Source organism: Paenirhizobium cremeum, assembly GCF_047553425.1.
GTDB classification, from domain to species: Bacteria; Pseudomonadota; Alphaproteobacteria; order Rhizobiales; family Rhizobiaceae; genus Allorhizobium; species Allorhizobium cremeum.
Genome location: NZ_CP180217.1, coordinates 2,241,187 through 2,267,811 on the forward strand (window position 1 = coordinate 2,241,187; position 26,625 = coordinate 2,267,811).

Annotated in this window: 26 protein-coding genes; 18 read left to right on the top strand and 8 right to left on the bottom strand. The window is 62.1% G+C overall.

All coding sequences use genetic code 11. The features are described 5' to 3' along the window. The first annotated feature begins 157 nt into the window (after positions 1-157). From ACLBKR_RS11080 to ACLBKR_RS11100, 5 genes are all read left to right on the top strand, one after another. Positions 158-2,506 carry a marine proteobacterial sortase target protein gene (locus ACLBKR_RS11080; protein WP_113448355.1) on the top strand — a complete coding sequence of 783 codons (2,349 nt, stop codon included), beginning with the start codon at positions 158-160 and terminating at the stop codon, positions 2,504-2,506. Further along, positions 2,496-3,143 carry a class GN sortase gene (locus ACLBKR_RS11085; protein WP_113448356.1) on the top strand — a complete coding sequence of 216 codons (648 nt, stop codon included), beginning with the start codon at positions 2,496-2,498 and terminating at the stop codon, positions 3,141-3,143. The genes ACLBKR_RS11080 and ACLBKR_RS11085 overlap by 11 nt, the downstream gene beginning before the upstream one ends. A gap of 202 nt (positions 3,144-3,345) precedes the next feature. Continuing rightward, on the top strand, positions 3,346-4,503 hold the full coding sequence (locus tag ACLBKR_RS11090) for a PQQ-dependent sugar dehydrogenase (RefSeq protein WP_414899320.1): 1,158 nt from the start codon (positions 3,346-3,348) through the stop codon (positions 4,501-4,503). Between the two features lie 650 nt (positions 4,504-5,153). After that, complete coding sequence (locus tag ACLBKR_RS11095; protein WP_003494703.1) at positions 5,154-5,369, top strand: cold-shock protein; 216 nt, start codon at positions 5,154-5,156, stop codon at positions 5,367-5,369. Positions 5,370-5,520: 151 nt separating this feature from the next. Then, the gene (locus ACLBKR_RS11100; RefSeq protein ID WP_113339158.1) at positions 5,521-5,970 is read left to right on the top strand and encodes a BA14K family protein; all 450 of its coding nucleotides are present in this window, start codon (positions 5,521-5,523) and stop codon (positions 5,968-5,970) included. Between the two features lie 115 nt (positions 5,971-6,085). Here ACLBKR_RS11100 and ACLBKR_RS11105 read toward each other — a convergent pair whose 3' ends face one another. After that, on the bottom strand, positions 6,086-6,733 hold the full coding sequence (locus tag ACLBKR_RS11105; RefSeq protein ID WP_113339159.1) for an MBL fold metallo-hydrolase: 648 nt from the start codon (positions 6,731-6,733) through the stop codon (positions 6,086-6,088). Between the two features lie 249 nt (positions 6,734-6,982). Here ACLBKR_RS11105 and ACLBKR_RS11110 point away from each other — a divergent pair, with 249 nt between their 5' ends. Genes ACLBKR_RS11110 through ACLBKR_RS11125 form a run of 4 tightly spaced genes read left to right on the top strand, consistent with a single transcriptional unit; the run spans position 6,983 to position 10,258 of the window. Then, the gene (locus tag ACLBKR_RS11110; protein WP_162757628.1) at positions 6,983-7,516 is read left to right on the top strand and encodes a MarR family transcriptional regulator; all 534 of its coding nucleotides are present in this window, start codon (positions 6,983-6,985) and stop codon (positions 7,514-7,516) included. Position 7,517: 1 nt separating this feature from the next. Then, entirely contained in the window at positions 7,518-8,219 is a 702-nt protein-coding gene (locus ACLBKR_RS11115; RefSeq protein WP_113448357.1) for a response regulator, read from the top strand. A 48-nt stretch (positions 8,220-8,267) separates the two neighbouring features. Continuing rightward, positions 8,268-9,647 carry an ATP-binding protein gene (locus ACLBKR_RS11120; RefSeq protein WP_113425022.1) on the top strand — a complete coding sequence of 460 codons (1,380 nt, stop codon included), beginning with the start codon at positions 8,268-8,270 and terminating at the stop codon, positions 9,645-9,647. Positions 9,648-9,670: 23 nt separating this feature from the next. Beyond that, positions 9,671-10,258, top strand: coding sequence for a DUF1349 domain-containing protein (locus ACLBKR_RS11125; RefSeq protein ID WP_113339162.1), 588 nt, complete (start codon positions 9,671-9,673; stop codon positions 10,256-10,258). 11 nt (positions 10,259-10,269) lie between these two features. On the opposite strand, the gene ACLBKR_RS11130 is transcribed toward ACLBKR_RS11125, so the two are convergent. From ACLBKR_RS11130 to ACLBKR_RS11145, 4 genes are all read right to left on the bottom strand, one after another. Continuing rightward, positions 10,270-10,635, bottom strand: coding sequence for a tRNA-binding protein (locus ACLBKR_RS11130; RefSeq protein ID WP_112830988.1), 366 nt, complete (start codon positions 10,633-10,635; stop codon positions 10,270-10,272). Further along, entirely contained in the window at positions 10,632-11,450 is an 819-nt protein-coding gene (gene proC / locus ACLBKR_RS11135; RefSeq protein ID WP_112830989.1) for a pyrroline-5-carboxylate reductase, read from the bottom strand. The genes ACLBKR_RS11130 and proC overlap by 4 nt, the downstream gene beginning before the upstream one ends. A gap of 17 nt (positions 11,451-11,467) precedes the next feature. Next, positions 11,468-11,968, bottom strand: a complete 501-nt coding sequence (locus ACLBKR_RS11140; RefSeq protein WP_112830990.1) for a YbjN domain-containing protein — start codon at positions 11,966-11,968, stop codon at positions 11,468-11,470. Positions 11,969-12,446: 478 nt separating this feature from the next. Then, entirely contained in the window at positions 12,447-12,707 is a 261-nt protein-coding gene (locus tag ACLBKR_RS11145; protein WP_112830991.1) for an accessory factor UbiK family protein, read from the bottom strand. A gap of 196 nt (positions 12,708-12,903) precedes the next feature. On the opposite strand from ACLBKR_RS11145, the gene lgt reads away from it, so the two are divergent. From lgt to ACLBKR_RS11175, 6 genes are all read left to right on the top strand, one after another. Further along, positions 12,904-13,737, top strand: coding sequence for a prolipoprotein diacylglyceryl transferase (gene lgt, locus ACLBKR_RS11150; RefSeq protein ID WP_414899321.1), 834 nt, complete (start codon positions 12,904-12,906; stop codon positions 13,735-13,737). 24 nt (positions 13,738-13,761) lie between these two features. Next, entirely contained in the window at positions 13,762-14,862 is a 1,101-nt protein-coding gene (locus ACLBKR_RS11155) for a class I SAM-dependent methyltransferase (RefSeq protein ID WP_113448360.1), read from the top strand. Positions 14,863-14,989: 127 nt separating this feature from the next. Then, positions 14,990-15,778, top strand: a complete 789-nt coding sequence (gene pgeF, locus ACLBKR_RS11160) for a peptidoglycan editing factor PgeF (protein ID WP_414901777.1) — start codon at positions 14,990-14,992, stop codon at positions 15,776-15,778. A gap of 1 nt (position 15,779) precedes the next feature. Beyond that, complete coding sequence (locus ACLBKR_RS11165; RefSeq protein WP_113487371.1) at positions 15,780-16,931, top strand: M24 family metallopeptidase; 1,152 nt, start codon at positions 15,780-15,782, stop codon at positions 16,929-16,931. Between the two features lie 109 nt (positions 16,932-17,040). Beyond that, positions 17,041-17,874 carry a hypothetical protein gene (locus ACLBKR_RS11170; protein WP_113448363.1) on the top strand — a complete coding sequence of 278 codons (834 nt, stop codon included), beginning with the start codon at positions 17,041-17,043 and terminating at the stop codon, positions 17,872-17,874. 117 nt (positions 17,875-17,991) lie between these two features. Continuing rightward, a complete protein-coding gene (locus tag ACLBKR_RS11175) occupies positions 17,992-18,924 on the top strand; it encodes a ribose-phosphate pyrophosphokinase (protein WP_112830997.1) in 933 nt (310 codons plus the stop codon). An 84-nt stretch (positions 18,925-19,008) separates the two neighbouring features. Here ACLBKR_RS11175 and ACLBKR_RS11180 read toward each other — a convergent pair whose 3' ends face one another. From ACLBKR_RS11180 to ACLBKR_RS11190, 3 genes are all read right to left on the bottom strand, one after another. Continuing rightward, positions 19,009-19,395 (bottom strand): DUF779 domain-containing protein, encoded by a 387-nt coding sequence (locus ACLBKR_RS11180; RefSeq protein ID WP_113425026.1) that lies wholly within the window; start codon positions 19,393-19,395, stop codon positions 19,009-19,011. Between the two features lie 128 nt (positions 19,396-19,523). Further along, positions 19,524-21,038 carry an aldehyde dehydrogenase gene (gene adh / locus ACLBKR_RS11185; protein ID WP_112830999.1) on the bottom strand — a complete coding sequence of 505 codons (1,515 nt, stop codon included), beginning with the start codon at positions 21,036-21,038 and terminating at the stop codon, positions 19,524-19,526. Positions 21,039-21,194: 156 nt separating this feature from the next. Beyond that, positions 21,195-22,154, bottom strand: coding sequence for a sigma-54-dependent Fis family transcriptional regulator (locus ACLBKR_RS11190; protein ID WP_113425027.1), 960 nt, complete (start codon positions 22,152-22,154; stop codon positions 21,195-21,197). 446 nt (positions 22,155-22,600) lie between these two features. On the opposite strand from ACLBKR_RS11190, the gene ACLBKR_RS11195 reads away from it, so the two are divergent. The 3 genes from ACLBKR_RS11195 to ACLBKR_RS11205 all read left to right on the top strand — a co-directional run bounded on the left by ACLBKR_RS11195 (position 22,601) and on the right by ACLBKR_RS11205 (position 26,572). Then, on the top strand, positions 22,601-23,200 hold the full coding sequence (locus tag ACLBKR_RS11195; protein WP_113339167.1) for a 50S ribosomal protein L25/general stress protein Ctc: 600 nt from the start codon (positions 22,601-22,603) through the stop codon (positions 23,198-23,200). Between the two features lie 222 nt (positions 23,201-23,422). Continuing rightward, complete coding sequence (locus ACLBKR_RS11200; protein WP_113339168.1) at positions 23,423-25,798, top strand: EAL domain-containing protein; 2,376 nt, start codon at positions 23,423-23,425, stop codon at positions 25,796-25,798. Positions 25,799-25,828: 30 nt separating this feature from the next. Further along, the gene (locus tag ACLBKR_RS11205) at positions 25,829-26,572 is read left to right on the top strand and encodes a transporter substrate-binding domain-containing protein (RefSeq protein ID WP_113339169.1); all 744 of its coding nucleotides are present in this window, start codon (positions 25,829-25,831) and stop codon (positions 26,570-26,572) included. The last annotated feature ends 53 nt before the right edge of the window (positions 26,573-26,625 follow it).

Below are 26,625 nucleotides of genomic sequence, written 5' to 3' on the forward strand. Positions count from 1 at the left end.
GCAGACCGAGCCGCCTTCGACCGATGCGGCCGAAAGCCGAAAAATCACGATATCGCCACGATAAATGCCGCACCAAGCCGCAATTCGGTCGCCGAGAAGTCCACAACCCCGGCTTTCATCTCCCCATTGAGCATTATTCGGTTTCAAGGGGATCATCATGTTTCTGGACGAGGACAAGATCGTCGCGCCCGCATTCCTGCAACGTATTCTCGATCGCACGCTCGTGGCGGCAGCCGGCCTCCTCGCCTGCATCGCCATGCTGATCGGCCTTGCCGTCACCGCGCATGCCGAGACCGGGCCGCAAAAAACCGGTTCGCCCGCGCTGGTTCGCCCGAACGACATGAACATGGGCAGCCTGCTCTTTCCCGCCAGGGAACCGGGATTTTTCGTGGAGGCGCCGCGCCTGAAGACCGATGTGGCGATCGACGTCACCGGTCCGATCGCCCGCGTCAAGGTCACGCAACGCTTCGAGAACCCGTCCAAGGGCTGGGTGGAGGGAACCTACGTCTTCCCGCTGCCGGAAAATTCCGCCGTGGACGAACTCCGCATGCAGATCGGCACCCGCTTCATCGAAGGACAGATCAAGCCGCGCGAGGAAGCACGCGAGATCTACGAAAAGGCGAAGGAGGAAGGCAAGAAGGCTGCTCTCCTCGAACAGCAGCGCCCGAACATCTTCACCAATCAGGTCGCCAATATCGGCCCCGGCGAAACCATTGTCGTGCAGATCGAGTATCAGCAGAGCATACGCCAGTCGGGCGGCGAATTCTCGCTGCGTTTCCCCATGGTCGTCGCCCCGCGCTACAACCCGCAGCCGATCGTCGAAACCGTCGAATTCAACGGCAATGTCGGCTTTGCCATGCCGCAGGACCCGGTCGAGAACCGTGAAAAGATCGAGGCGCCCGTCCTCGACCCGCGCGAGAACGCCAAAATCAATCCCGTCGCGCTAACGGTCGACCTGAAGGCGGGTTTCGCGCTCGGCGAGATACGGTCGCCGTTCCACCAGATCGACGTTACGGAAGACGGCAGGGAGCATCGCCGCATCGCGCTGAAAACCGAAACCGTCCCGGCCGACCGTGATTTCGAGCTGACCTGGAAAGCGGAAGCCGGCAAGACGCCCAATGCCGGTCTCTTCCGTCAGGTGGTGGACGGCAGGACCTACCTGCTTGCCTTCGTCACGCCGCCGGCTGCACCTGACCCCGGGACATCGAAGCAGGATCGCGAAGTCGTTTTCGTGATCGACAATTCCGGCTCCATGTCAGGCCCCTCGATCGAGCAGGCACGGCAGGCCCTGGCGCTGGCGATCTCGACCTTGAAGGCCGCCGACCGCTTCAACGTCATCCGCTTCGACGACACGATGACGGATCTCTTCGGCGGCCTCGTGCCCGCCAGCCCCGACAATCGGGAGAAGGCCATTGCCTATGTCCGCGGCCTGAACGCCGAAGGCGGAACGGAAATGCTGCCGGCCCTTCAGACGGCCCTGCGCAATCAGGGTCCGCGCTCGTCCGGAGCCCTTCGGCAGGTGGTCTTCCTGACCGACGGCGCCATCGGCAACGAGCAGCAGCTCTTCAACGAAATCGCCGCCGGTCGGGGCGATGCCCGCGTCTTCACCGTCGGCATCGGTTCGGCACCGAACTCCTATCTCATGACTCGTGCGGCGGAGATCGGCCGCGGCACCTTCACCCATATCGGCTCGGAACAACAGGTGGCCGAACGCATGGGCGAGCTTTTCTCCAAGCTTGAAAATCCCGTCATGACCGATATCGCCGCAACGTTTGACGGCGCGGAAGCCGAGGACATCACCCCCGATCCGATGCCGGACCTTTATGCCGGCGAACCGGTCGTGCTGACGGCCGAATTGAAGGGCTCCGCGCCGGCCGGCAAGCTGCAGATCGTCGGCAAGACCGGCGCCCAGCCCTGGCGCGTCGAGATGGATATTGCCGGTGCAGCCGAAGGAGACGGCATCGCCAAGCTCTGGGCGCGGCGCAAGATCGAGGATATCGAGGCCGGCGCCTCCCAGCGCAGCGACGCCGCGGCCGTCGACAAGGAGATCGAAGAGGTCGCGCTTGCCCATCATCTCGTCTCCCGCATGACCAGCCTCGTCGCTGTCGATGTCACGCCCTCCCGGCCTGCCGGGGAGGATCTCGGACAAGCCAAGCTGCCGCTGAACCTGCCGGCCGGATGGGATTTCGACAAGGTCTTCGGGCAGGACGAACGCCAGCGCGTCGGCGACCCTGCCAACGGCCGTCCGCTGAACCCCGCCATATGGGAAAAGTCCGAGGCGGCGGAGATGGAAATGCTCGCAGCCCCGACGCCGGCCGCCGCCAAGCTCGTCGCGCAGTCGGCGGCACAGGTCGCCCTGCCCCAGACAGCCACGCTCGCCGACCGGCACATTCTGATCGGATTGCTGATGCTTCTCTTTGCCGTCATGGCCACCGCGACGCTGGCTCTATGGCGCAGGGGCATCAGGGACCTGATGCAGAGCATGGCGCGACGCCATGACATCTGAACCCGAGCGCAAACGGGGCGGGCCGTCGCTCTGGCGGCTACTCGGCCCCTTCGAAAGAACGCTGCTCCTCGCAATCGGCATCGTCGCGACGGTCGGCCTTGCCCTCATCGCCGATGGCGCATGGATCAAGGCCAAGGCCTCGGTGGCGCAGATCCTGCTGGAACGCAGTTTCGCCGCAGCCACAAGAGGAGCGACCGAGGCCCGTCCGTGGCCCTGGGCGGATTTCGAGACCGAGGCGAGGATCACGGCTCCGCGCATCGCCCGTTCGGCCATCGTGCTGCGAGGCGCCAGCGGCGAAGCCCTCGCCTTCGGTCCCGCGCTTTTGACCGGCACGCCCCTGCCCGGCGAGGAAGGCACCGCCGTGATTGCCGCCCACCGGGACACCCACTTCTCCTGGCTGAAGGACGTCCGCCGCGGCGACAGGCTCGAGGTCGTGCGCAGGGACGGCAGGCGGCTGGTCTTCATCGCCGGGGACGCTCGCGTTGTCCGCTGGGATCAGAACGGTATCGATCCCCATGCGCTCGGGCGAAATCTCGTCCTCTCCACCTGTTGGCCGTTCGACGCCAACAGCCCCGGCCCGCTCCGTTATATCCTGGAGGCACGACTGGAGGACAATGCCGAGAGCATCGGCCAATAGGCAGAAATCCTGTCCGCCCCCGCTCCTGCTCTCGTCTCTTCACATTTGCGCCAGATGCCCCCGTCTCGCCGATAAACGAATGGAAAAATGAGTAGCCGGGGTTGCTCCGGCGGCATCCCGTCCCAAGATAGTCTGAAAGGGATGGGCGAGCCGGGTTCCGGCTCAGGCCAACCCGAACCGGGAGAGACAACGGGAGAGAGCCATGCCTTTCGCCATTCGTCGCGGCCTGCCGTCCCTGGCGGGCAGCGCAGCCGTCGTAACAGCATTCCTTATGGCCGGACCGTCCTTCGTGTCGGCGGCGGATCGCTATCCCGCCGGGAATTTTGAGGTCGAGGTGTCGGAGATCGCCTCCGGCCTCGAACACCCCTGGTCCGTCGAGGTCCTGCCGGATGGCGCCTATATCGTGACGGAGCGCTCCGCCAAAATGCGCATCGTCAGGAACGGCAGGACAGGCCCGCCGGTCGAGGGCCTGCCCAGGATCTTCGTCGGCGGCCAGGGGGGCCTGCTCGACATCGCGCTTTCGCCGGATTTCGCCGTAAGCCGCAAGCTCTATTTCACCGCCTCCATCCCCGGTCCGGGAGGTCAGGGAACCGCCCTCTTCTCCGCCAGCCTCGGCAAGGACGAACGCAGGCTCGAAAACCTGAAACAGCTCTTCGCCATGAACCGCTTCACCGGCACGGGTCAGCATTTCGGTTCGCGCATCGCCATCGCAAAGGACGGCAACCTCTTCTTCGGCATTGGAGAGCGCGGCGAGATGGACCGCGCGCAGGACCCGAACGATCATGCGGGCTCCATCCTTCACATCACCCCGGATGGGCGCCCGGCGCCCGGCAATCCGTTTGCCGACAACGGCAAGGGTCTTCCCGAGATATGGTCGAAGGGCCATCGCAACCCGCAGGGCATCGTCATCGATCCGGCGGATGGCACGCTCTATACGGTCGAGCACGGCGCCCGGGGCGGCGACGAGATCAATGCGCCGAAAGCCGGCCACAACTATGGCTGGCCCGTCATATCCTTCGGCAAGCACTATTCCGGTGCGGAGATCGGGGTAGGCCAGGCAGCCGAGGGCTATGACCAGCCCCTCTATTACTGGGACCCTTCCATCGCTCCCGGCGCAATCGATATCTATCGCGGCGCGATGTTTCCCGAATGGGAAGGCGATTTCCTGGTGGCGGCGCTGAAATACCAGTTGCTCGCCCGGATCGAACGGCAGGACGGCGGCGCAGTCGATGGCGAGGAGCGGCTCTTCCAGGGCGAATACGGGCGCGTTCGGGACGTGAAGGTCGCCCCGGACGGATCCATCCTTCTTCTCACTGACGAGGAAGACGGAAAGCTCCTGCGCATCACGCGAGCCCCCTGACGCCTTTCTGTCGAACGGGAACATCGACCGTCAGCGGTCGCAGTTCCCGCCTCGGCGCTTTCCCTCCGCTGCATCCTTTCCTCTCCAGGATGCCTCCGGCGGCGGTTTAACTGGGTTGTGCACCAGTATTTCCGGTCAAACCAATGGTCGAATTGCTGCCGGAACCGGCCCGCCTCAGCCCCGTTGGGACGTGATTTCATCCTTATTGTGAAAAAAGTTCATGCCGCGAGTTTGGGCAATTTGAACAGGCTTTTTTGCCGAAATGCATCGCCTGCAATGCAATTTGTACCTGTATTGGGCACGAATCGCACTGGAGGTCCGCGACTGCCTAAAGATTGCCTTTACAAAATCTTTATCGCGGGCAGAGGGTTAGAAAACTTTCGCTTGCCAATTCTTAATAAACCAAGCACTCTTCGCCCGTTCGGGCATTTTGGCGAGCATGGGAAGAGCAGAAAATAATAAGATGCGTGCGGGGACGCAAAAATCCCCGGCAGTGTGCTCCGGAGGCGAAGGGACAATAGCCTTTGGATCGGATGCTGCGGCAAGACAAAGCCGCTTTCCCCCCATTTCACGAAGTGCCGCAACACCCTGACGGGTAACATCGTAATGCTGCCCTGCCGACACCGGGCAGAGAGAAAAGGACCTGACGCATGGCCGAGACTGGCACTGTAAAATTCTTCAATACCGACAAGGGCTTCGGTTTCATTAAGCCCGATAATGGCGGCGCTGACATTTTCGTACATATTTCCGCTGTTCAGGCTTCCGGACTTTCGGGTCTCTCCGAAAACCAGAAGGTAAGCTTCGACACGGAACCGGACCGCCGCGGCAAGGGTCCGAAGGCAGTGAACCTGCAGATCGCAGGCTGACGCTTCGGAATTGCTTTGGCACTCGCGTTGCGGCCCGGCATGATTGCCGGGTTTTTTCGTTCAGGTTCGGTTCACCCACCGGCCTCTATCCTGCCTTCATCGCTCGTTAACAAAGAGCGATGAGAGAATTCAGGCCACGGAAGGCAACGCCATGATGAAGTTCGCTAAATACACCCTGCTTTCGGCAGCGATCGCAGTCGCACCTTTTGTTGCTTCGACATCGGCCATGGCGGACGATTATTATTACCGCCGTCATCATCACAACGGCGATGCAGTCGCACTTGGCGCTCTCGGGCTTGCCACCGGCGTCATCGTCGGCTCGGCAATCGCCAGCCAGCCGCGCACTGTCTACGTCGAACCGGACCCGGTCTATGTTGAGCCTGAACCGGTTTATGTCCGGCCCGCTCCGGCTTATGTCCGCCCTGCTCCCGCCTATGTCGAAGACTATCCGCCGGCACCGCGCCGGGTCTATAATGCGGGGGTCGAACCGTGGACCCCGGAATGGTACGACTACTGCTCCGCCCGCTATCGCAGCTTCAATGCCCGGACCGGCACCTATGTCGGCTATGACGGCCGCTCGCATTTCTGCACTTCGGGCTGAACCTGAACACGCCAAGGTCATCAGGCCTCGCTCGCGCGCTTCGGTTTTCGAATGTAACCCATTGTCGTCATACTCTGATGCGCCGGCCTCGTGTCGGCGCATTTTCGTTGCAGCCTCAGATCCCGCGCAGGAAGGGATTGCCGCGGCGCTCGTCGCCGATACGACCGCCCGGTCCATGGCCGCAGATGAAACCGACATCGTCTCCGAGCGGCAGGACCTTGTCCCGGATCGAATTCAGCAGCGTCTGGTGGTCTCCGCCGGGCAAATCGGTGCGCCCGATGGAACCATTGAAGAGCACATCGCCGACATGGGCGAAATTCTGTGCCCGGTTGAAATAGATCACATGTCCCGGCGCATGGCCTGGGCAGTGGAAGACCTCGAATTCATGCTCGCCGAAGGAAACGCGGTCCCCCTCCTCCAGCCAGCGATCCGGCGTGACGTTGCGAACGGTCATCGGCACGTTGAACATTTTCGCCTGCTGCTCGATGTTCTGAAGCAGCGGCAAATCGTCCTTGTGCGGCCCGACGATCTCAAGCCCGAGCGCTTCCTTCAGTTCCTCGGCGCCGCCGGCGTGGTCGATATGGCCATGGGTCAACCAGATCTCCTTGAGCGTGATGCCGTTTTCCCGAAGCGTCTGCAGGATGACGTCGACATCGCCGCCGGGATCGACGATCACGCCCTCATGGGTGTCCGTATCGAAAAGAATCGTACAGTTCTGCTGGAATGGCGTCACCGGAATGATACCGGCCTGCAACTGTCCCATGGCGTCTTCTCCCTGTCCGGTATCGCGCAGGCGGCGAAATACCACGACCGTGGACGAAACGGAAACCTGGAAGAGCGAGTTATTGTCCAAAGCCTGCGGAAACTGTGCGATCCCGGTAATTTCGTTGGAGTTTTTCCCCGTCTGCGCATAGTTTTGCCGCAAAACTGGTGCCCGGCTCGAACAGGCGCCGCCGAACTAGAAAAATGATCCGCCCGATGCCGAAGCCGAGGCTTGCCGGTCGCGGGCCGCATGAAAGGAAATGCACGCGTGGCACGACAGTCTGTGGGCAGGGCTGCCAGGAAGGAAATTCCCGAAATGCCGGTCGTCGACGACAAGACGATCGACTTCGAAACCATCGAGCTTTTGTTCTTCGCCTATCGCGACTTCGTGTCCGATCCAGATGCAATCCTGGCCAAGATCGGCTATGGCCGCGCCCATCACCGCGTCGTCTATTTCGTGAGCCGCCGCCCGGGCATGACGGTCGCCGATCTTCTCGGCATATTGCAGATCACCAAGCAGAGCCTCGCCCGTGTCCTGAAGGAATTGATCGATTCCGGCTATATTCGTCAGATGGCGGGCCCAGCCGACCGCCGCCAGCGGCGGCTCTATCCGACGCTGGCCGGGCGTGAACTGGCGCTTGCGCTCTCCGAGCCGCAATCCCAGCGCATCGCCCGCGCGCTCGAAGGCTTCACCCCGGAAATGCGGGAGGGCGTGCGCAAGTTTCTCGAAGGCATGAGCCGCTCCGGCAAGGACGATCAGGCGGCAACCGAGGGAGACGGATGACATGGGCAGGAAGATCTTCATTCCCGACGACGCACCACACCTTCTCGTCGTCGACGACGACACCCGCATCCGTGACCTTCTCCACCGCTACCTGACAGAACAGGGTTTCCGCGTCACCGTCGCGGCTGATGCCGGCGAGGCGCGTCGCAAGCTCGAAAGTCTGCATTTCGATCTTCTCGTGCTCGACGTCATGATGCCGGGCGAGTCCGGCCTGTCGCTCACCCGCAGCCTCGCCGAACAGAAACATGTGCCCGTCATCCTGCTGACGGCCCGATCGGAGGCGGAATCGCGGATCGCCGGTCTCGAAGCCGGCGCGGACGACTACCTCGCCAAACCCTTCGACCCGCGCGAACTGGTGCTGCGCATCAACAATATCCTGAAGCGCAATCTTGCGGCAGACACGCCGAAGATCGAGCAGGTGATGTTCGGTCCCTACACTTTTTCCATCCTTCGCAAGGAGTTGAAGAAGGGGGCGGAGGTCATAAGGTTGACCGATCGGGAACAGGAAATCATGCTGTTGTTTTCCATGCGTGCCGGCGAAACCATTCCCCGCCACGAGCTGATCGGCAACGACACCGAGGTCGGCGAGCGCACCATCGACGTGCAGATCAACCGGCTGCGGCGCAAGATCGAGGACGATCCGGCCAATCCGGTCTGGCTGCAGACCGTGCGCGGCATCGGCTACCGGCTCAGCATGGACTGACCGGCGGCAGAGGCGGCGAAGACGGATACCGACGGAAGCGAAGGACAAATGACGCTCTTTGACAGCATCCGCGGAGAAGATCGCGCCCCGGGCGGCGGCCTGCGGGGCGTGGTCCGGTGGCTGCGGCGCCGGGTCCCGACCGGCCTCTACGCCCGCGCATTGCTTATCATCATCCTGCCCATGCTGATCCTGCAGACGGTGCTCGCCTTCGTCTTCATGGAGCGTCACTGGCAGATGGTAACGCAACGCCTCTCCGGCGCCGTGACCCGCGACATCGCCGCCATCATTTCGCTGATCGACGCCTATCCCGGACCTGAAAATCTCCAGAACGTCGTCCGGATCGCGCGCGACAATCTCGACATGACGATATCGCTGGAGGAAGGCGGCGAACTGCCGGCGCCACGGCCGAAGCCCTTCTTCTCGATCCTCGACCAGACCCTCAGCGACCAGATAGAAAACCAGATAAAGCGCCCCTTCTGGATCGACACGATCGGCGATTCCCGGCTGGTCGAGATCCGCATCGCCCTCGATCAGGGCATTCTGCGAATCTTCGCCCGCCGCAATTCGGCCTACGCTTCGAACACGCACATCTTCCTGCTCTGGATGGTCGGCACCTCGCTGGTGCTGATCGTCATCTCCACCTTGTTCCTGCGCGGCCAGATCCGCCCGATCCTGACGCTCGCCAAGGCGGCAGAGAGCTTCGGCAAGGGCCAGAGGCCGCCTGAAGACTTCAGCCCGCGCGGCGCCGACGAAGTGCGCCGCGCGGGGCTTGCCTTCATCCTGATGCGCGAACGTATCGAACGGCAGATGGAGCAGCGCACCGCCATGCTGACCGGCGTCAGCCACGACCTGCGCACCATCCTGACGCGCTTCAAGCTGCAACTCGCGCTCGCCGGCGACAATCCCGAACTCGACAGCCTCAACCAGGATGTGGAGGACATGCAGACCATGCTCGAAGGCTATATGGCCTTTGCGCGCGGCGAGGCGGAAGAGGATGTCGGCAAGCTGAAACTCAGCGAACTCTTCGAGAAGATCGAGGGGGACTTTGCCCTGCATGGCAAGCAGTTTTCCTCCAGGATCGAGGGCGAGGACGAGATCGCGGTCCGCCCGGCGGCCTTTACCCGGCTGGTGACCAATCTCGCCTCCAACAGCCGGCGCTACGCCAACAGGCTGGAGATCGAGGCCAGGCACAGCGCCAAATGGTTGACCATCACCTTCGACGACGACGGTCCGGGCATTCCGCGCGACATGCGCGACGAGGTGTTCAAACCGTTCTTCCGGCTCGACGAAGCCCGTAATCTCGATGCGTCGGGCACGGGGCTCGGGCTGGCGATCGCCCGCGATATCGCGCGCAGCCACGGCGGCAACGTCACGCTCGGCGACAGTCCCCTGGGTGGCCTGCGCGCCACCATCCGCGTTCCGGCATAATCGAGAGACAAAGGACAGACGCCATGACGACAGGAAACTGGGACGGCATGAACTGGCTCAATCCGCCGCCGCTGCTCGAGATCACCGCCGGAGATCTGCGGCTTGCCACGGGCGACCAAACCGATTTCTGGCAGCGGACCTATTACGGCTTCCGCCACGACAACGGCCACTTCCTGCACTGCCGCCGCGACGGTGAATTCACCATTGAAACCGCCTTCACCGGCCGCTACGAGGCTCTTTACGATCAGGCGGGCCTGATGCTGCGCCACGACAGGGAAAACTGGATGAAATGCGGGATCGAGTTCACCGACGGCCACCGTCATTTCAGCACGGTGGTGACCGTCGCCGGCCGTTCGGACTGGTCGGCCTTTGCCTTGCCCGATGGAAACGGTCCCGTCGAAGCCCGAGTGACCCGGCTGGCCGATGCGCTTTTCGTGCAATATCGGCTTTCGGAGCCGGATAACTGGAAAATGGCCCGGCTCGGTTACTTTCCACCGGAACTCGCCTCGCTGGATGTTGGCGTAACCGCCTGCTCACCGCAAAGGGCCGGCTTCGAAGTAACCTTTCACCGCTTCGCTCTCACCGACCCGCTGAGCCGCGAAATCCACTGAGGCGCGGCGGCTCACATCATCTTCATGCCGTTCGGCACCGCCTGCTCGACCGAAGCCAGCACGATGGCTCCATCCTTGTCGGCAAAGCCCAGTGTCAGGACCTCAGAGCGAAACGGCCCGATCTGGCGCGGCGGGAAATTGACCACGCCGAGCACCTGCCGACCGACCAGGCTTTCCGGGGTGTAATGCACGGTAATCTGCGCCGATGATTTTCGGATACCGATTTCCGGCCCGAAATCGATCTTCATCTTGATCGCCGGCTTGCGCGCTTCCGGAAAAGGCTCGGCCTCGATCACCGTGCCGACGCGGATATCGACCTTCTCGAAATCGGCATAGGTGATTTCAGCAGAAGCAGGGGAGGAAACGGCAGCGCTCATCCGGCCAGTTCCTCGGCGCGAAGACGCGCAGCCTCGATCGCCTTGTCGAACAGCGGCTGCATGCCCTCCTCCGCCATCAGAACGGAAAGGGCGGCGGCCGTCGTACCACCGGGTGAAGTGACATTCTGTCGAAGCTTCGCAGCGTCGTCGGGGGACTGGTGAAGCAGTTCACCAGCCCCCGCGACAGTTTCCCGTGCGAGGCGCATGGCCAGGTCCGCCTGCAGGCCGGCCTTGCGGCCCGCCTCGGCCATGCACTCCACGAGATAGAACACATAGGCCGGACCACTGCCCGAAAGGGCGGTCACAGCATTGATCGCGTCTTCGCTGTTCAGCCACTCCACCGGGCCGGACACCTTCAGCAGGCGATGGACGGTCTCGCGTTGTTCCGCAGTCACAGCGGCATTGGCATAGGCGCCGGTCACGCCACGGCCGATCATCGCCGGCGTGTTCGGCATGGCGCGAACCATGGCCACGGCGCCGAGATGGCTCTCCATGAAGGCGAGCGTCTTGCCGGCGGCGACGGAAACCACCACGGTAGAGGGACCGACCAGTGCCTTCAGCGGCGGCAGGACCTTCTCCATCACCTGCGGCTTAACCGCGAGGAAAAGAATATCGGCGGCAAGACCGGCCGGAACTTCCTTCACGTGGCGCGCGCCGGCCTCGGAAATCTGCGCCAGCATCGTCTGCGACGGACCCGGATCGACAACGGTGACGGAGGAGCCCGGAACGCCGCTCTTCAACCACCCCGTCAACATGGCGCCGCCCATATTGCCGGCCCCGACGAGTACCAATTGTCCCATTGCAGAATAACTCATTCTCAAGCCTTCCCGGCTCAGGCTTCCCCGGCCGTCTCGAACAACACGGCTTCCATCGCCGTCTTCGCATCGACCCCGGACCAGACCACAAACTGGAAGGCTTGGAAATAGGCTTCGCAAGCCTCGACCGCGCTGGACAGCAGCACCTCGACCTGGCGGTTGGTCGCCTCGGCGCCGCCTGCCAGAAGCAGGGACTGGCGGAAAATCACCACATCCTCCTGGCGCCAGAGGTCGAAATGCCCCATCAGCACCTGGCCGTTGATGTGCGACAGCAGGCGGATCACCTCGTTGACGCGGTTTTCGGGTATCTTGATGTCGAAGGCCGAGGCGACATGCAGCGCCTCGAACTCCTCCATCCAGGAGAAGGAGACGTGGTAATCGGCCCAGCGCCCCTGAACGGTCATGGCGATCTCGTCCTCGCCGGACCGTTCGAAGGACCAGTCATTGGTCGCAGCGACGAACTCGATCATGTCGACCGGGTTGGACTGGCGTTCGAATTCCATTTCCATAAGGCTCATGCATCACCTTCTTGCCGGGACAAATGCGGATATCGAGCGAAACGCAACGACGACTCACACGAGTTTACCGGGAACAACACTAGGAATGATTCCCTATGGACCCCAGGATACTGCACTCACCCTGTCCGAAACTTGTGAAGGTCCGCTTCGAATCATCATTTAAAATCAGTGTATAATGGCACCGACCAAGAACCAGCCCCCGTTATGCGATTTGCTCGCCGGGCCTGTGGAAAGCGATTGTGGCAGGTAGTGCGAAAGGCGCCATAAACGACTCTGGCGATTGGCTTTTTCCGGCCTGCCGGCATGTGGATAAAAAACTGTTAACGGCGCGATCCGGCATAGCTCCGGACGAGGCATGAAAGCAAAGCCTCACATACAAAACCGCCCACCGCGATCTCTCGCGGCAGGCGATAAAATTCTCTCAAACGCCTTTTCGGTTCCCATGGACCGGAAAAGAGGCGGGCAGTGCCGCCGGCGCTTACTTCGCCTTCTCGGCGAGCTGCCCTTCCAGCGCCTCGATCCGCTTCAAAAGGGCGTCGTTTTCGTCGCGCGCCTTGATCGCCATTTCCCGGACGACCTCGAATTCCTCGCGCTTGACGAGATCCATGCTGTTCAGCCAGCGCTCAGCCTGGGCGTGGAAGGCTGTTTCCATTTCCTTGCGCACGCCCTGCGCCGCACCCGCGGCATCCGTCATGAGCTTGGCGAATTCGTCCATAATGCGGTTAGGCCCGGTCGACATGGCTTTGGCTCCTCTTGGCACCTGATCCCTGGCCGGCAACGTGCTCCGGCCTGAAGTGAGGTAGGCATTTGCCGCCTCGGTTGCAAGGAAATTCGCTTGTGAACAAGGGGGAACGGACATGCCTGCGCCAAGATTCCATCTTGACCATGCCATGATCGGACGCCATTTTCCGCCGACATCGTCATAAGGGGCAACCTTGTCGTCAGCCACAGCACTCCTTTCCATCCTGACCTTCCCGGCCATTGACCCGGTGGCGTTTTCCATCGGTCCTCTGGCGATCCATTGGTACGGTCTCGCCTATGTCTGCGGCATCATGCTCGGCTGGGTGGTCGCGCGCGCCATGGTGCGCAACGAAAAACTCTGGCCGGCCGGCACGCCGCCCTGCACCGCCGCGCATCTCGACGATTTCCTTGTCTGGGTGGCGATCGGCATCGTCCTTGGCGGCCGGCTCGGTTATATCCTGTTCTACGACCTGCCTTCCGTCATCGCCGACCCCCTGCGGGCGATCGAGGTCTGGAACGGCGGCATGTCGTTCCACGGCGGCTTTGCCGGCGCGACGATTGCGATGATCCTCTTTGCCCGCCGCCACGCGATCCCGATCTGGAGCCTGTTCGACATCGTCGCCAGCGTCGCGCCGATCGGCATCTTCTTCGGCCGTATTGCGAATTTCGTGAACGGCGAACTCTGGGGGCGACCTTCCGACGTGGCATGGGCCATGGTCTTCCCGACTGGCGGCCCCTTTCCCCGTCATCCGAGCCAGCTTTACGAAGCCCTGCTCGAAGGCCTGTTGATGTTCGTGCTGCTGCAGATCATCGGCCGGGCCGGCGGTTTCCGCATGCGCGGCCTGGTCACCGGCTGTTTCGTCAGCCTCTACGCCGTCGCCCGCATCGCCGTCGAGTTTTTCCGCGAACCCGATCCGCAACTCGGCTATCTTGCCGGCGGCTGGCTGACCATGGGAATGCTTCTGTCGCTGCCGATGCTTGCTGTCGGCCTCTGGGCGCTCTGGCGCGCGCGTTGCACCGCGTCCTGAAGCGGGAATGGAGGAGGAAGACCAATGACGACCGCGCTTGCGGACAAGATCAAGTCGCTGATCCTTGCCGGCGGGCCGATCAGCGTCACGGATTATTTCGCCCTCTGCCTCGCCGATCCGGAACACGGCTACTATCGCACGCGCAATCCCTTCGGGCGCGCCGGCGACTTCATCACCGCCCCGGAAATCAGCCAGCTTTTCGGCGAAATGATCGGCGTTTTCATGGTGCTCGCCTGGCAGCACCACGGCGAACCGGCCGACGTACGCCTCATTGAGATCGGCCCCGGCCGCGGCACGATGATGTCCGACATGCTCAGGGTTATCGCACGCCTCGCCCCGCGTCTCTACGAACAGTCGACGGTTCATCTCGTCGAAACCAGCCCCCGCCTGCAGGACGTGCAGCGCCAGACACTGGCGAACCACGGCCAGAAGGTGCACTGGCACGAAAGCTTCGACCAATTGCCCGCCGGTTTCACGCTGCTGGCCGCCAACGAACTCTTCGACGCCATTCCGATCCGCCAGTTCATCAAGACGCCCACCGGGTTCCGGGAACGCATGGTTGGCCTCGACGCCGACAATGAGCTTTCCTTCACGCTCGGCGTCGCCACTCTCGATCCCGAAATGCTGCCGCAGCGCGAAACACCTCCCCCCGATGGCACGATCTTCGAGGTATCCCCGGCCCGTGAGGCTGTTCTGACGACCATATGCGACCGCCTGAAACAGAATCACGGCACCGCACTCATCATCGACTACGGTCACATGGTCACCGGCTTCGGCGACACGCTTCAGGCGGTTCGCGACCACAAGTTCGATCCGCCGCTCGCCAATCCGGGCCTCGCCGACCTGACCAGCCATGTCGACTTCGAGACCCTGGCCCGCAGCGCGCTTACGGCCGGCGTTCATGTCAACGGCTGTCTGCATCAGGGCGATTTCCTGGTGGCACTTGGTATCGAGGAACGCGCCTCGTCCCTCGGTCGCGACAAGGACGCCGGGACGCAGCGCGACATCGTCGAAGCCGTCCAGCGGCTGGCGGGGTCCGGCGAAGGAAGGATGGGAGAACTCTTCAAGGTACTCGCCCTCTCCAGCCCCGCCGTTTCGGTTCTACCCTTCAAATCCGGCAATTGACATCGCATGCGGCGATGGCCAACATCACGCCGATCGCCGCGCCGGAGGAACATAAATTCCGCTTTTATTTCAATGCGGGAACAGGCGGACCGGGCACGGTACCGCCGCGACGGAGACCACCATGCCGATGAACGACGCGCCACAGCCGATCGAAAGCCCCATACTCGCCGCAGGCGCAGGCGCGGGTATACGGCATGGCTATTTCACCCGCCGGGGCGGTATTTCCGATGGCATCTACGCCGGCCTCAACGTCGGGCTCGGTTCCCGCGACGATCCTGAGAGAGTACGGGAAAATCGCCGCCGGGTGGCACAATGGTTCGCACAGCCCATCGAAAAACTGGCGACGGTTCACCAGGTGCATTCGCCTGACGTGATGGTCGTCGATGCAACCTATGACGGGGCAAGACCCGAGGCGGACGCCCTGGTGACGGCAACGCCCGGCATCGTCCTCGGCGTTCTGACCGCCGATTGTGGTCCGGTATTGTTCATGGACCCGGAAAACGGCGTGATCGGCGCTGCCCATGCCGGCTGGAAGGGCGCTCTCGGCGGCGTTCTGGAAAATACCGTGGATGCGATGGTCGGTCTCGGCGCCCGCCGTGAGGCCATCCGGGCCTGCCTCGGCCCCTCGATCAGCGCCCGCAATTATGAGGTCGGCCCCGAATTCGTCGAGCGCTTCCTCGCCCAGGACCCCTCATTCGACGTGTTCTTCAGCCCCTCGGAACGTCCCGGCCATGCCATGTTCGACCTGCCCGGACTGACCGTCCGCCGCCTTTCGGACAGCGGCGTAAGGGCGGAAAATCTCGATCTCTGCACCTATGCCGATCCGCAGGCCTTCTTTTCCTATCGCCGTACCACCCACGCCGGCGAACCGGACTACGGACGACAGATCTCTGCAATCGCCATCATGGAGAAATGACATGGCCCTGCAGTTCGAACCGAGCGAATATTCGGATCGCCTCGCGCGCCTGACGGCGGCCATGGCCGAACAGAAGCTGGATGCGGTGCTGCTCTTCGCCCAGGAAAGCATGTACTGGCTGACCGGCTACGACACCTTCGGCTACTGCTTTTTCCAGACGCTCGTCGTGAAGGCCGATGGCTCCATGACGCTTCTGACGCGCTCGGCCGACCTGCGGCAGGCCAAGCATACCTCGACGATCGAAAACGTCGTCGTCTGGGTCGACCGGGTGAACGCCGATCCGAGCGTCGACCTGCGCAACCTCCTGAGCGAGATGGACCTGCTGGGCGCCCGCATAGGCATCGAATACGACACCCACGGCATGACCGGTCGCGTCGCCCGGCTGCTCGATAACCAGCTGACCAACTTCTGCGAGATCGTCGACGCCTCCTATCTCGTGAGCGAACTCCGCCTCGTGAAGAGCCCGGCCGAAATCGCCTGCGTCGAGCGCGCGGCAACGCTTGCCGACGATGCCCTCGACGCCGCCCTGCCGCTGATTAAGGCCGGCGGGGACGAGGCAGCGATCCTTGCGGCCATGCAGGGAGCGATCCTTGCCAGCGGCGGCGACTATCCGGCCAATGAATTTATCATCGGTTCGGGTGCGGATGCCCTGCTCTGCCGTTACAAGGCGGGGCGCCGGAGGCTCTCGGACAAGGACCAGCTGACGCTCGAATGGGCGGGAGCGGCGGCGCATTATCACGCGGCGATGATGCGGACGATCGTCATTGGCGAACCGAGCCCGCGTCACCGCGAACTTTACTCCGCCTGCTACCAGGCCATCAAAGCGATCGAAGAGGTGCTGCGGCCGGGCTACACCTTCGGCGACGTCTTCGACACCCATGCGCGCATCATGGACGAACGCGGTCTTGCCCGCCACCGGTTGAACGCCTGCGGTTATTCCCTCGGCGCCCGCTTCTCGCCCTCATGGATGGAGCATCAGATGTTCCACACCGGCAATACCCAGGAAATCCGCCCCGACATGTCGCTCTTCGTTCACATGATTATCATGGACAGCGAGCGCGAGACGGCGATGACGCTTGGCCACACCTACCTTACCACAGCCGCCGCGCCGCGCCCGCTTTCACGGCACGGGCTGGAACTGCTGGTGCGCTAGGCGCAGCCTGCGCGGAAACGCCCCCGCAAGGCCGGCCATAAGGATTTGCTAGGATTTTAGCCGTATTCTCGTCAATCGGCACGGAGGTGGCACGAGGACGGTAGCGCGTATGAAACCTGCACGCATGGCAATGACGAGTCTGATCGTGACGGTCATGCTGACGGCATGCAATACGCCCGACGCCCTGACGCCGCCGATGGAGGTGGGCGACGGCGGCCAGCCGGTAACGGATGGCAATCTCTCTCTCGCAAGCCAGTCGAGCGGCACCTACAACTCCTCCACCGCCTCCTATCCCATGGAAAGCGCCTCGCTTTCCGAACAAGGCTACACGCCCGGTCCGCAGAACACGCTGGAAGCACAGGCAGCCGCGCTCCAAGCCGGCCACAACCCGGTCGCTTCGGCGCCCCTGACGGGCGATCCCGTCGCCTATCCCGAAGCGCCGTCCGCCACGTATCAGCAGCAGCAACCCGTTGAGCCGCAACAGCCTATGCAGCCGATGCAGCCGCAGCCAGTCGCAGCACAGCAGGTTCAGCCTTCTGCCCCGGCTGAGGTCGCGGCCCTTCCGCCTGCCGCTGCGGTCGGCACCATCCGCTTCCTGCCGATCATCGGCGCACCCGTGCAGGCTGTCACACCCTTGTCACGACAGCTCGGCGCGGAGGCCCGCGCTCGCGGGCTCACCATCAAGCCGGCCTCCGATCCCGCCAGCCAACACATCCTGAAGGGGTATTTCTCCGCCTTCGGAGACGGCGGCACCGTCACCATCGTCTATGTCTGGGACGTGCTCGACGCGAGCGGCGGGCGGCTGCATCGCATTCAGGGGCAGGAAACCCTGAAATCCGGCGCCCAGGATCCCTGGGCAGCGGTTCCGGCCTCCCTGATGCAGCAAATCGCCACCCGGACCATCGCCGAATACGTGAACTGGCGCGACAGCCAGCGCGGTTGATGCAACGAGGTCACATAGTTTTCACGAAAAAGGTTGCCATTGTCGTCTTCGCTCTTGCATTCGGGCTTGAGGGCGCTAAAAAGCGCCCATTCTCAGCAGGGCAATAGGCGGGCCAAAATGAAGGTATTCGCAGGTAACTCCAACCGGCAACTCGCCGAGGCAATCTGCAATTATCTGAACGTACCACTCGGAAAGGCCAGCGTAAGACGCTTTGCGGACCAGGAAATCTTCGTAGAAATCCAGGAAAACGTGCGCGGCGAGGACGTTTTCGTCGTTCAGTCCACTTCCTTCCCCGCCAATGACCACCTGATGGAACTGCTGATTATGATCGACGCCTTCCGGCGTTCATCGGCGCGGCGCATCACGGCGGTCCTTCCCTATTTCGGCTATGCCCGCCAGGATCGCAAACCCGGCCCCCGCACTCCGATTTCCGCCAAGCTCGTCGCCAACCTGATTACCGAAGCCGGCGCCGACCGTGTTCTGACCCTCGACCTGCATGCCGGCCAGATCCAGGGCTTCTTCGATATCCCGACTGACAATCTCTATGCGGTTCCGATCCTGGCCCGTGACGTCAAGGAGCATTACGACCTGAAGAACGTCATGGTCGTCTCGCCCGACGTCGGCGGCGTGGTGCGCGCCCGTTCGCTGGCAAAGCGCCTCGACTGTCTGCTGGCGATCGTTGACAAGCGCCGCGACCGCCCCGGCGAGTCCGAGGTCATGAACGTCATCGGCGACGTGACCGGCAAGGACTGCATCCTGATCGACGACATCGTCGATTCCGGGGGCACGCTCTGCAACGCCGCCGAGGCCTTGCTGAAGCATGGCGCGACCAGCGTCACCGCCTATATCACCCACGGCGTCCTGTCCGGCGGCGCCGTGACGCGCGTCGCATCCTCGAAGCTGCGCGAACTCGTCATCACGGACTCGATCCAGCCGACCACCGCCGTCCAGTCGGCCCACAATATCCGTGTGTTGACCACCGCCAACCTGCTTGGCGAGGCGATCAACCGCACGGCCGCCGAAGAGTCTGTTTCGAGCCTTTTCGACTGATCGTTTCGATATCGGAATGCAGCACAAAGCCCGCGCCCCTTTTGGGGCCGCGGGCTTTGTGCTTCTGGAACCCGCAGACGGGCCTTAGCTCCTCACCATCGGCACCGGGCAGGCCTCTCCGCCGGAAAAGAGCCGGGAACGGGTCAGGAAGCGTCGCTCGCGGCCGTTGTCGAGCGAAAACATGCCGCCTCTCCCTTCCACCACGTCGATGATGAGCTGGGTATGCTTCCACACCTCGAACTGGCTGCCGCTGATATAGAACGGCACGCCGCCGATCTCGCCGAGCTTCACGTCGGTTTCGCCGACGCGGTATTCGCTCGCCGGATAACACATCGGCGATGAACCGTCGCAACACCCACCTGACTGGTGGAAAAGAATGTCGGGATGGTCCCTCCGGATTTCGGCAAGAAACGCAAGTGCGGCATCGGTGGCGATGACGCGGGGCTCGCCGACAGTGATGGTCGCGGTCATCGGTCCCTCCGGTTTGCCACCTTCCCCTCCCCCGGGGATAGAGGGTCAGGATGAGGGGCAGGACAGAGCGGCCTCACATCCGCCCTATGGGCACCTTCTCCCCGCAAGCGGGGAGAAGGAAGACACGCTCAGAAGAAGCCGAGCGCCTTCGGGCTGTAGCTGACCAGCATGTTCTTGGTCTGCTGGTAGTGCTCGAGCATCATCTTGTGGGTCTCGCGGCCGATGCCGGACTGCTTGTAGCCGCCGAAGGCCGCATGGGCCGGATAGGCGTGGTAGCAATTGGTCCAGACACGGCCGGCCTGGATGTTGCGTCCGAAACGGTAGCAGGTATTGGCATCGCGGCTCCACACCCCGGCACCCAGGCCATAGAGCGTGTCGTTGGCAATTTCCAGCGCTTCCGCCTCGTCCTTGAAGGTGGTGACGGAGACAACCGGCCCGAAAATCTCTTCCTGGAAGATCCGCATCTTGTTGTGACCCTCGAACACCGTCGGCTTGACGTAGTAGCCGCCAGCCAGATCGCCCGAAAGTTCATTGCGGTAGCCGCCGGTCAGGACCTTTGCGCCCTCCTGCTTGCCGATGTCGATATAGGAAAGGATCTTCTGCAATTGTTCGCTGGAGGCCTGAGCGCCGATCATCGTCGACATGTCGAGCGGGTCGCCCTGACGCACGGCCTCGACGCGCTTGACGGCCTTTTCCATGAAGCGGTCGTAGATCTTCTCGTGCACCAGCGCACGGCTCGGGCATGTGCACACCTCGCCCTGGTTGAGAGCAAACATCGCAAAGCCTTCCAGCGCCTTGTCGAGGAAGTCGTCGTCTTCCGCCATCACGTCGGCGAAGAAGATGTTCGGCGACTTGCCGCCCAGTTCCAGCGTGACCGGGATCAGGTTCTGGCTGGCATACTGCATGATAAGGCGGCCGGTCGAGGTTTCGCCGGTAAACGCGATCTTGGCGATGCGCGGGCTGGTCGCAAGCGGCTTGCCGGCTTCGAGGCCGAAGCCGTTGACGATGTTAAGAACGCCCGGCGGCAAGAGGTCGGCGATCAGTTCGGCGAGAACGAGGATCGATGCGGGGGTCTGTTCGGCGGGCTTCAGCACGACGCAATTGCCTGCGGCAAGCGCGGGCGCGACCTTCCAGGCAGCCATCAGGATCGGGAAGTTCCACGGAATGATCTGTCCGACGACCCCGAGCGGCTCATGGAAGTGATAGGCGACGGTGTCGTGGTCGATTTCGCCGATCGAACCTTCCTGGGAGCGAACGCATGCGGCGAAGTAGCGAAAATGGTCGATGGCGAGCGGAATGTCGGCCGCCATGGTTTCACGAAGCGGCTTGCCATTGTCCCAGGTTTCGGCGCGTGCCAGAAGCTCGAGATTGGCTTCCATGCGGTCGGCGATCTTGTTGAGGATGTTGGAGCGTTCGGTCGTCGACGTATGGCCCCACTTGTCCTTGGCGGCATGGGCGGCGTCGAGCGCGAGATTGATGTCGTGTTCGTCGGAACGGGCGACTTCGCAGAGCTTGCCGCCGGTGACAGGCGTCGTGTTGTCGAAGTAACGGCCGTTCACCGGCTCACGCCATTCGCCTCCGATGAAATTGCCGTAGCGCAGCTTGAACGGCGATCCGGCAATGGTCTGAACCTGGATATTCATCTGTAATCCTCCCTGTGAAAGGTCCCTCCTGGACCGATGGGAAGATGATCGCGATGAAAGTTGGCTTCCGGAAGTGGTGCAGCCTCATACCGCAGCGCACACTGTTTCACTTATGATACAGCAATGGCTAACATGCGCATTCCCCCGGCAGACCGGTCACTGCAGGGAAAAACGCTTCATCTTCCGGTGCAGCGTCGCGCGGCTGATACCGAGAACCTGAGCAGCCTGGGACACGTTGCCGTTTGTCCGGGAAAGCGCCCGCCGCAGGGCCGCCCTTTCAGCATCGTCGAGATCGGAAGAGGCTTCGCCTCTGTCCTCGCGCAAGGCGTCCGATGCGGGAATCCCCTGCGCGATCATCTGGTCGTCCAGCCTGAGTGCGACGCGCGCCGCCTTTGTGGCCCCCAGAATGAGGTCGTCCTGATCGACGGCAAGCAAGGCCGACACGGAAGCGCCTGCGGTCGGCACCATGACGATCCGCGCGGCGGGAAATGCCATGCGAAAAAGGCTCATCTCCACACGTGTCGCGACATCGCGGACCGCTTGCGAGAGGATTGCCAGCGTCATGTCGGTCACATCCTGCCGGCATGTCGAAATGTCCAGCGCTGCCGTTACCCGACCGAGATGGTCGCGGATTGGCGCTGTGGCGCAGCTCAAAGCAATATTCGAGCTCAGGAAATGCTGGTCGCCGTGAATGACCACCGGTCGCTCGTCGGCAAGGGCGGTGCCGATACCGTTGGTCCCGACACTCGCTTCGCTCCAGACGTTCTGCTGCCAAAGGCCGAGACCGTGGAAATCCGCATCGTCGCCGGCCGCACCGCGCCGGTCGAGCACCACGCCGCTCTTGTCGGAGAGTACGAGGCAGCAACCCGAACGGCCGACGGTCTGATAGAGACGGTCGAACTCGTCGGCGCATACGTGAATGAGGTGCTCCATCTTCTCGCGAGCCTCGCGAAAGACGGTGTCATCGACCTGGACGGGTTTGCGCCCCTCTTCCGGCTGCAATTGATAAAGGTTCAGGCAGCGCCGCCACGAAGCGGCAATCGGCGAGCTCGCCGCAGCCGAATTCTGCAAGGCGGTCGCATAGACCAAGTCCGAATGACTCGTTTCTCGGCGCATGGTGCTCCTCCCAAAGCTTGAACTTATTGTGCCCGCGCTCTTTGAATCTTTCAATCGGCGAGTCCTGATACAAGATGCGACTAGCTTTCCCAACTGAAGGTGTCGCAATATTGCGCCACTCTGCGCCCGGATCGTCCCGAACTGTCATCAGACGGCCAGACGATCGCCTTCCATCCGCTCCCGGCGGCACAATCACCGGCAGCGCCTTTCTGCCGCAATAAGCGATACGTCTTTTCGAACTTACACCCGATCTCATCTCCTGTCCGGCGGAAAATCCCGGAAAGCCTTGCCTTTGCAGGCGGTCTGTATTATAGCGCCCCCGTCCGCGTAGACACCCTTGGAGGCAACGCGGATGAGGCGTCTTCATCGACATCTCCGGTTTCCTGCCAGCGGATCGACGATCCGCGGGTGGCGAAGCTCTCCAAATAACCTCGAAAGGAATAGCCATGAGCCACGCAACTTACGAGCTCAAGGCCGAGGCGCGCGAACGGGTTGGTAAGGGGTCCTCCCGTGAACTTCGCCGCAACGGTTTGATTCCCGCTGTCATCTATGGTGACAAGCAGGCCCCCATCTCCATCGCGCTCAACACCAACGAAGTGACGAAGCGCATCCACGCCGGCGGTTTCATGACCACCGTTGCCGTGATCGAAGTCAACGGCGAGAAGATCAAGGTCCTGCCGAAGGACTATCAGCTTGATCCGGTTCGCGACTTCACCATGCACGTCGACTTCCTGCGCGTTTCGGCAAACAGCCGCGTCAGCGTTCAAGTCCCGGTTCACTTCGTCAACGAAGAGCAGTCCGCCATCAAGATCGGCGGCGTTCTGAACATCGTCCGTCACGAAGTCGAACTGCTGTGCCCGGCCGACAGCATCCCGGAATTCATCACGGTTGACCTCGCTGGCCACAAGATCGGCGACAGCCTTCACATTTCCCATGTGAAGCTGCCGGCCGGCGTTACCCCGGTCATCACCGATCGCGACTTCACCATCGCGACGATCGTTGCCCCGGCCGGTGGTGTCGACGAAGCCGCTGCTGCTGAAGCTTGATTTCTTCAGCCAAAGGCAAAGCGTAAATACGATCCCGCCTCATCGAGGCGGGATTTTTTTATGCCCGCGATCGCCCAAACGCGAATGCTGGTAGATTTGAGAATTTCGCTTTAACGCAATTTAACAGATTCGTGAAACCGTTGGGGAGTGTGGGAACGAGCTGGGGACATATGACTTGACGATCGGAACGTGTCGTCCGTTAAAAGACAGGGATCGTGCGCGATGAATCGTTCCATCGAAAGTCGATTTCTTGCGATCGTCGCAATCACCGTCTTCGTCCTGATCGTTCCGCTCTTCGCCCTCTTCCTCACACTCTCTTCCGAACAGGCCGGCAAGGAACTCAAGGATCACGTCGAGGTGCTGCTTGCGGCCAATTCGCAGGCGCTGGCCAAACCCATGTGGGATTTCGACCGGGAAAGCGTCGAACAAATCACGGCGAGCATCGTCTCTTCCAATTCCATCGCCAAGGTTCAGGTTCGCGACGTCTCCGGCGGTATCAGCGTTTCGATGCCGGCGTTTCCGGTCTGGTCCAAGCACGGCGTCCGTTCCATGTCGCGCGAAATCTTCTACCAGACGGTGGACGGAGCGAAACTGGTCGGAACGATCACCATCTATTTCGACAGGCTCGAAGCGCTTTCCTCCCTGCGCCGGGCGGAGGGCCTGCTGATCGGCATCTTTGTGGTCGCCGTGGTCGGCATTGTCGGCGCAGCGATCCTCGGCAGCCGCCTGATGATTATCCGGCCGCTGCTGAAACTGACCGCCGCCATCGAAGCCACCCGCCAGCTCGGCTCCCGGCACCATGTCGACTGGCAGTCGAACGACGAGATCGGCCGGCTGGCAAAAAGCTTCAACGCGATGCAGAGCCAGCTTGAACAGGAGGAGCGCGAACTGAAGCTGGCGCACCACCGCATTACCGACATCTATAACCTGACACCCGCCATGCTGCTGTCGCTCGACGAGGACGACCGCATTACCGGCGTCAGCGATTACTGGCTGCTCGCGACCGGTTACCGGCGCGCCGAGGTCATTGGACACCGCTTCGCCGATTTCGTGCCGGCAGACGTCCGCGATGCCTATCTCGAACGCAAGAGGTGCAGGGGCAAGGGCAATAGTGTGGTCGAAATCACCACCAAGTTCATGCGTGCCGACGGCAATGTAATGGACGTGCTGATTGCCGAAGCCAACAAGGAAGCCCATGCTGACGAGCTGGCGCTCTCCCTGAGCGTCATGACCGATGTGACGGCCCTCAAGCAGTCCGAAGCGCGCAACCTTCGCCAGGCCATCACCGACCATCTGACCGGACTGATGAACCGCCAGGGTTTCGAAAATGCGCTCGATACGGAGATCGGCAAGACCGATGAAGAGGGCGGAGAACTGGCCTGCATCTTTGTCGATCTCGACCGTTTCAAATGGATCAACGACAATCTCGGCCATCACGCGGGCGATAGTGTGCTGCGCCAGCTGGTCGATCTGATGCGGCCGCTGCTGCCGGCAGGCGCCATCGCCGCCCGTCTCGGCGGCGACGAATTCGCCATTCTCATCCGCTCCGATGCCGCCGAACGGGACGCCATGGACATCAGCCACCGTCTCTGCGCGATTTTCGACGAACCGCTTCTCGTACACGGCACGACGGTTCGGCTGAGCGCCAGCGTCGGCGTCGCGCTCTATCCCCGCCACGCGCACAACGCCGCCGAACTTCTGCAGAAGTCGGATATGGCCATGTACAGCAAGAAACGCGACGGCAAGAACGGAGCCCTGCTCTACGATCCCCTGATGCAGGACAATACGCGTCACCGCGCGGAGATCGAGCGCGATATCGAGGCAGGTCTCGCAAACGACTGGTTCGACGCCTTCTTCCAGCCGATCATCGATCTTTCGTCCGGCACAGTGATCGGTTACGAGGCGCTGCTTCGCCTCGACCACCCCGAAAAGGGCATCATGCCGCCGGCGGAAATCATCCGCGTCGCCGAAGAGACAGGAGCGATCACCCGTGTCGGCAACAGCATGCTCGACAAGGCACTCGCCAACCTCGTCCGTCTCTCGGAAGCCACCGGCAACGACCAGGCCTATCTCGCCATCAATTTCTCGCCCCTGCAGTTCGAGCCGACGCTGCCGATCCGGCTTGCGGCGCTGACCACGCGCCACGGCATTGCCCCACACCGCATCGTCATCGAAATCACCGAAGCCACGCTTCTGCACGACAATCCGCAGATCCGGACCATTCTCGATGAATTCGCCGGTTTCGGCTGCCGTATCGCGCTCGACGACTTCGGCACCGGTTATTCCTCGCTGAGCTATCTCAACCGCTTCCCTGTGGACATCGTGAAGATCGACCAGTCCTTCGTCCATTCGCTCTCGGCGGACAGTCCGGAACTGCGCCACAAGAGCCGGATGCTCGTCGAAGGGATCACCGCGATCTCGCACAAGATGGAATGCAGCGTCGTGGCGGAAGGCGTCGAGACCGAAACGCAACGTGACGCACTGAAGCAGTTCGGCGTCGATGCTGGCCAGGGCTATCTCTTCGCCCGGCCGCAACCGGTCCAACATCTGATCGACCTGGAAATCAACATGGATACGGCGCGGAGTTCCGTCGCCTGAAGCACCACAATCATGAAAGGAAATGCACGCATGCGGCTGATGGCATTTTTCCTCTCGATGGGTCTGGCGGGCGCGGCCAGCGCCGAGACGATCCACTTCACCACGGAAGACTACCCGCCCTATAACTACCGCCAGGGTAACGGCTACGGCGGTGCCGGCTACAAGCAGGTCATCGAGATGATGAAACATGTCGATGCCCAATATACGGTCGAACTGATGCCATGGGCCCGCGCCCTTGCGCTTGCCGAGACCGATACACGCACCTGTGTCTTCACCACCGCTCATATTCCGGAGCGGCACAACCGTTTCAAATGGGTCGAACCCCTGGCCATCGATCGCAACTTCATGATCGCGCGCAAGGGGGCCGGCGTGAAGGTCACGAACAACGAGGAAGCCAAGCAGTACATCGTCGGCACTCAGCGCAACGATTACACCCAGAACCTCCTGGAGCGGGAAGGGTTTCCGAAGATCGACCTGGCAACCGACCTCGATCTCACCCTGAAAAAGCTGGTCGCCGGTCGTATCGACCTCATGCCGATCTCCGAAAAATTCTATATGAAACTGAAGCAGGAAGGTAACCCGGTCGAGGCGCAGTATGTCTTTTCCAAGCAGACCTTCTCGATCGCATGCAACATCAATTTCCCCGAACCGCTCCGCCAGAGCATGCAGCAGGCATTGGCCGGCCTCATGGCCGACGGAACCCAGGCCCGTCTACTTGAGGAGGAAGGCCTCGGCGGTCTGGGCGCGACCACCGACGAGTTTCCGGAGCAATAATTCGGGTTGACAAGTCCCGCGTTTGGCGATGGTGAAAGCCTGACACTGAAAGG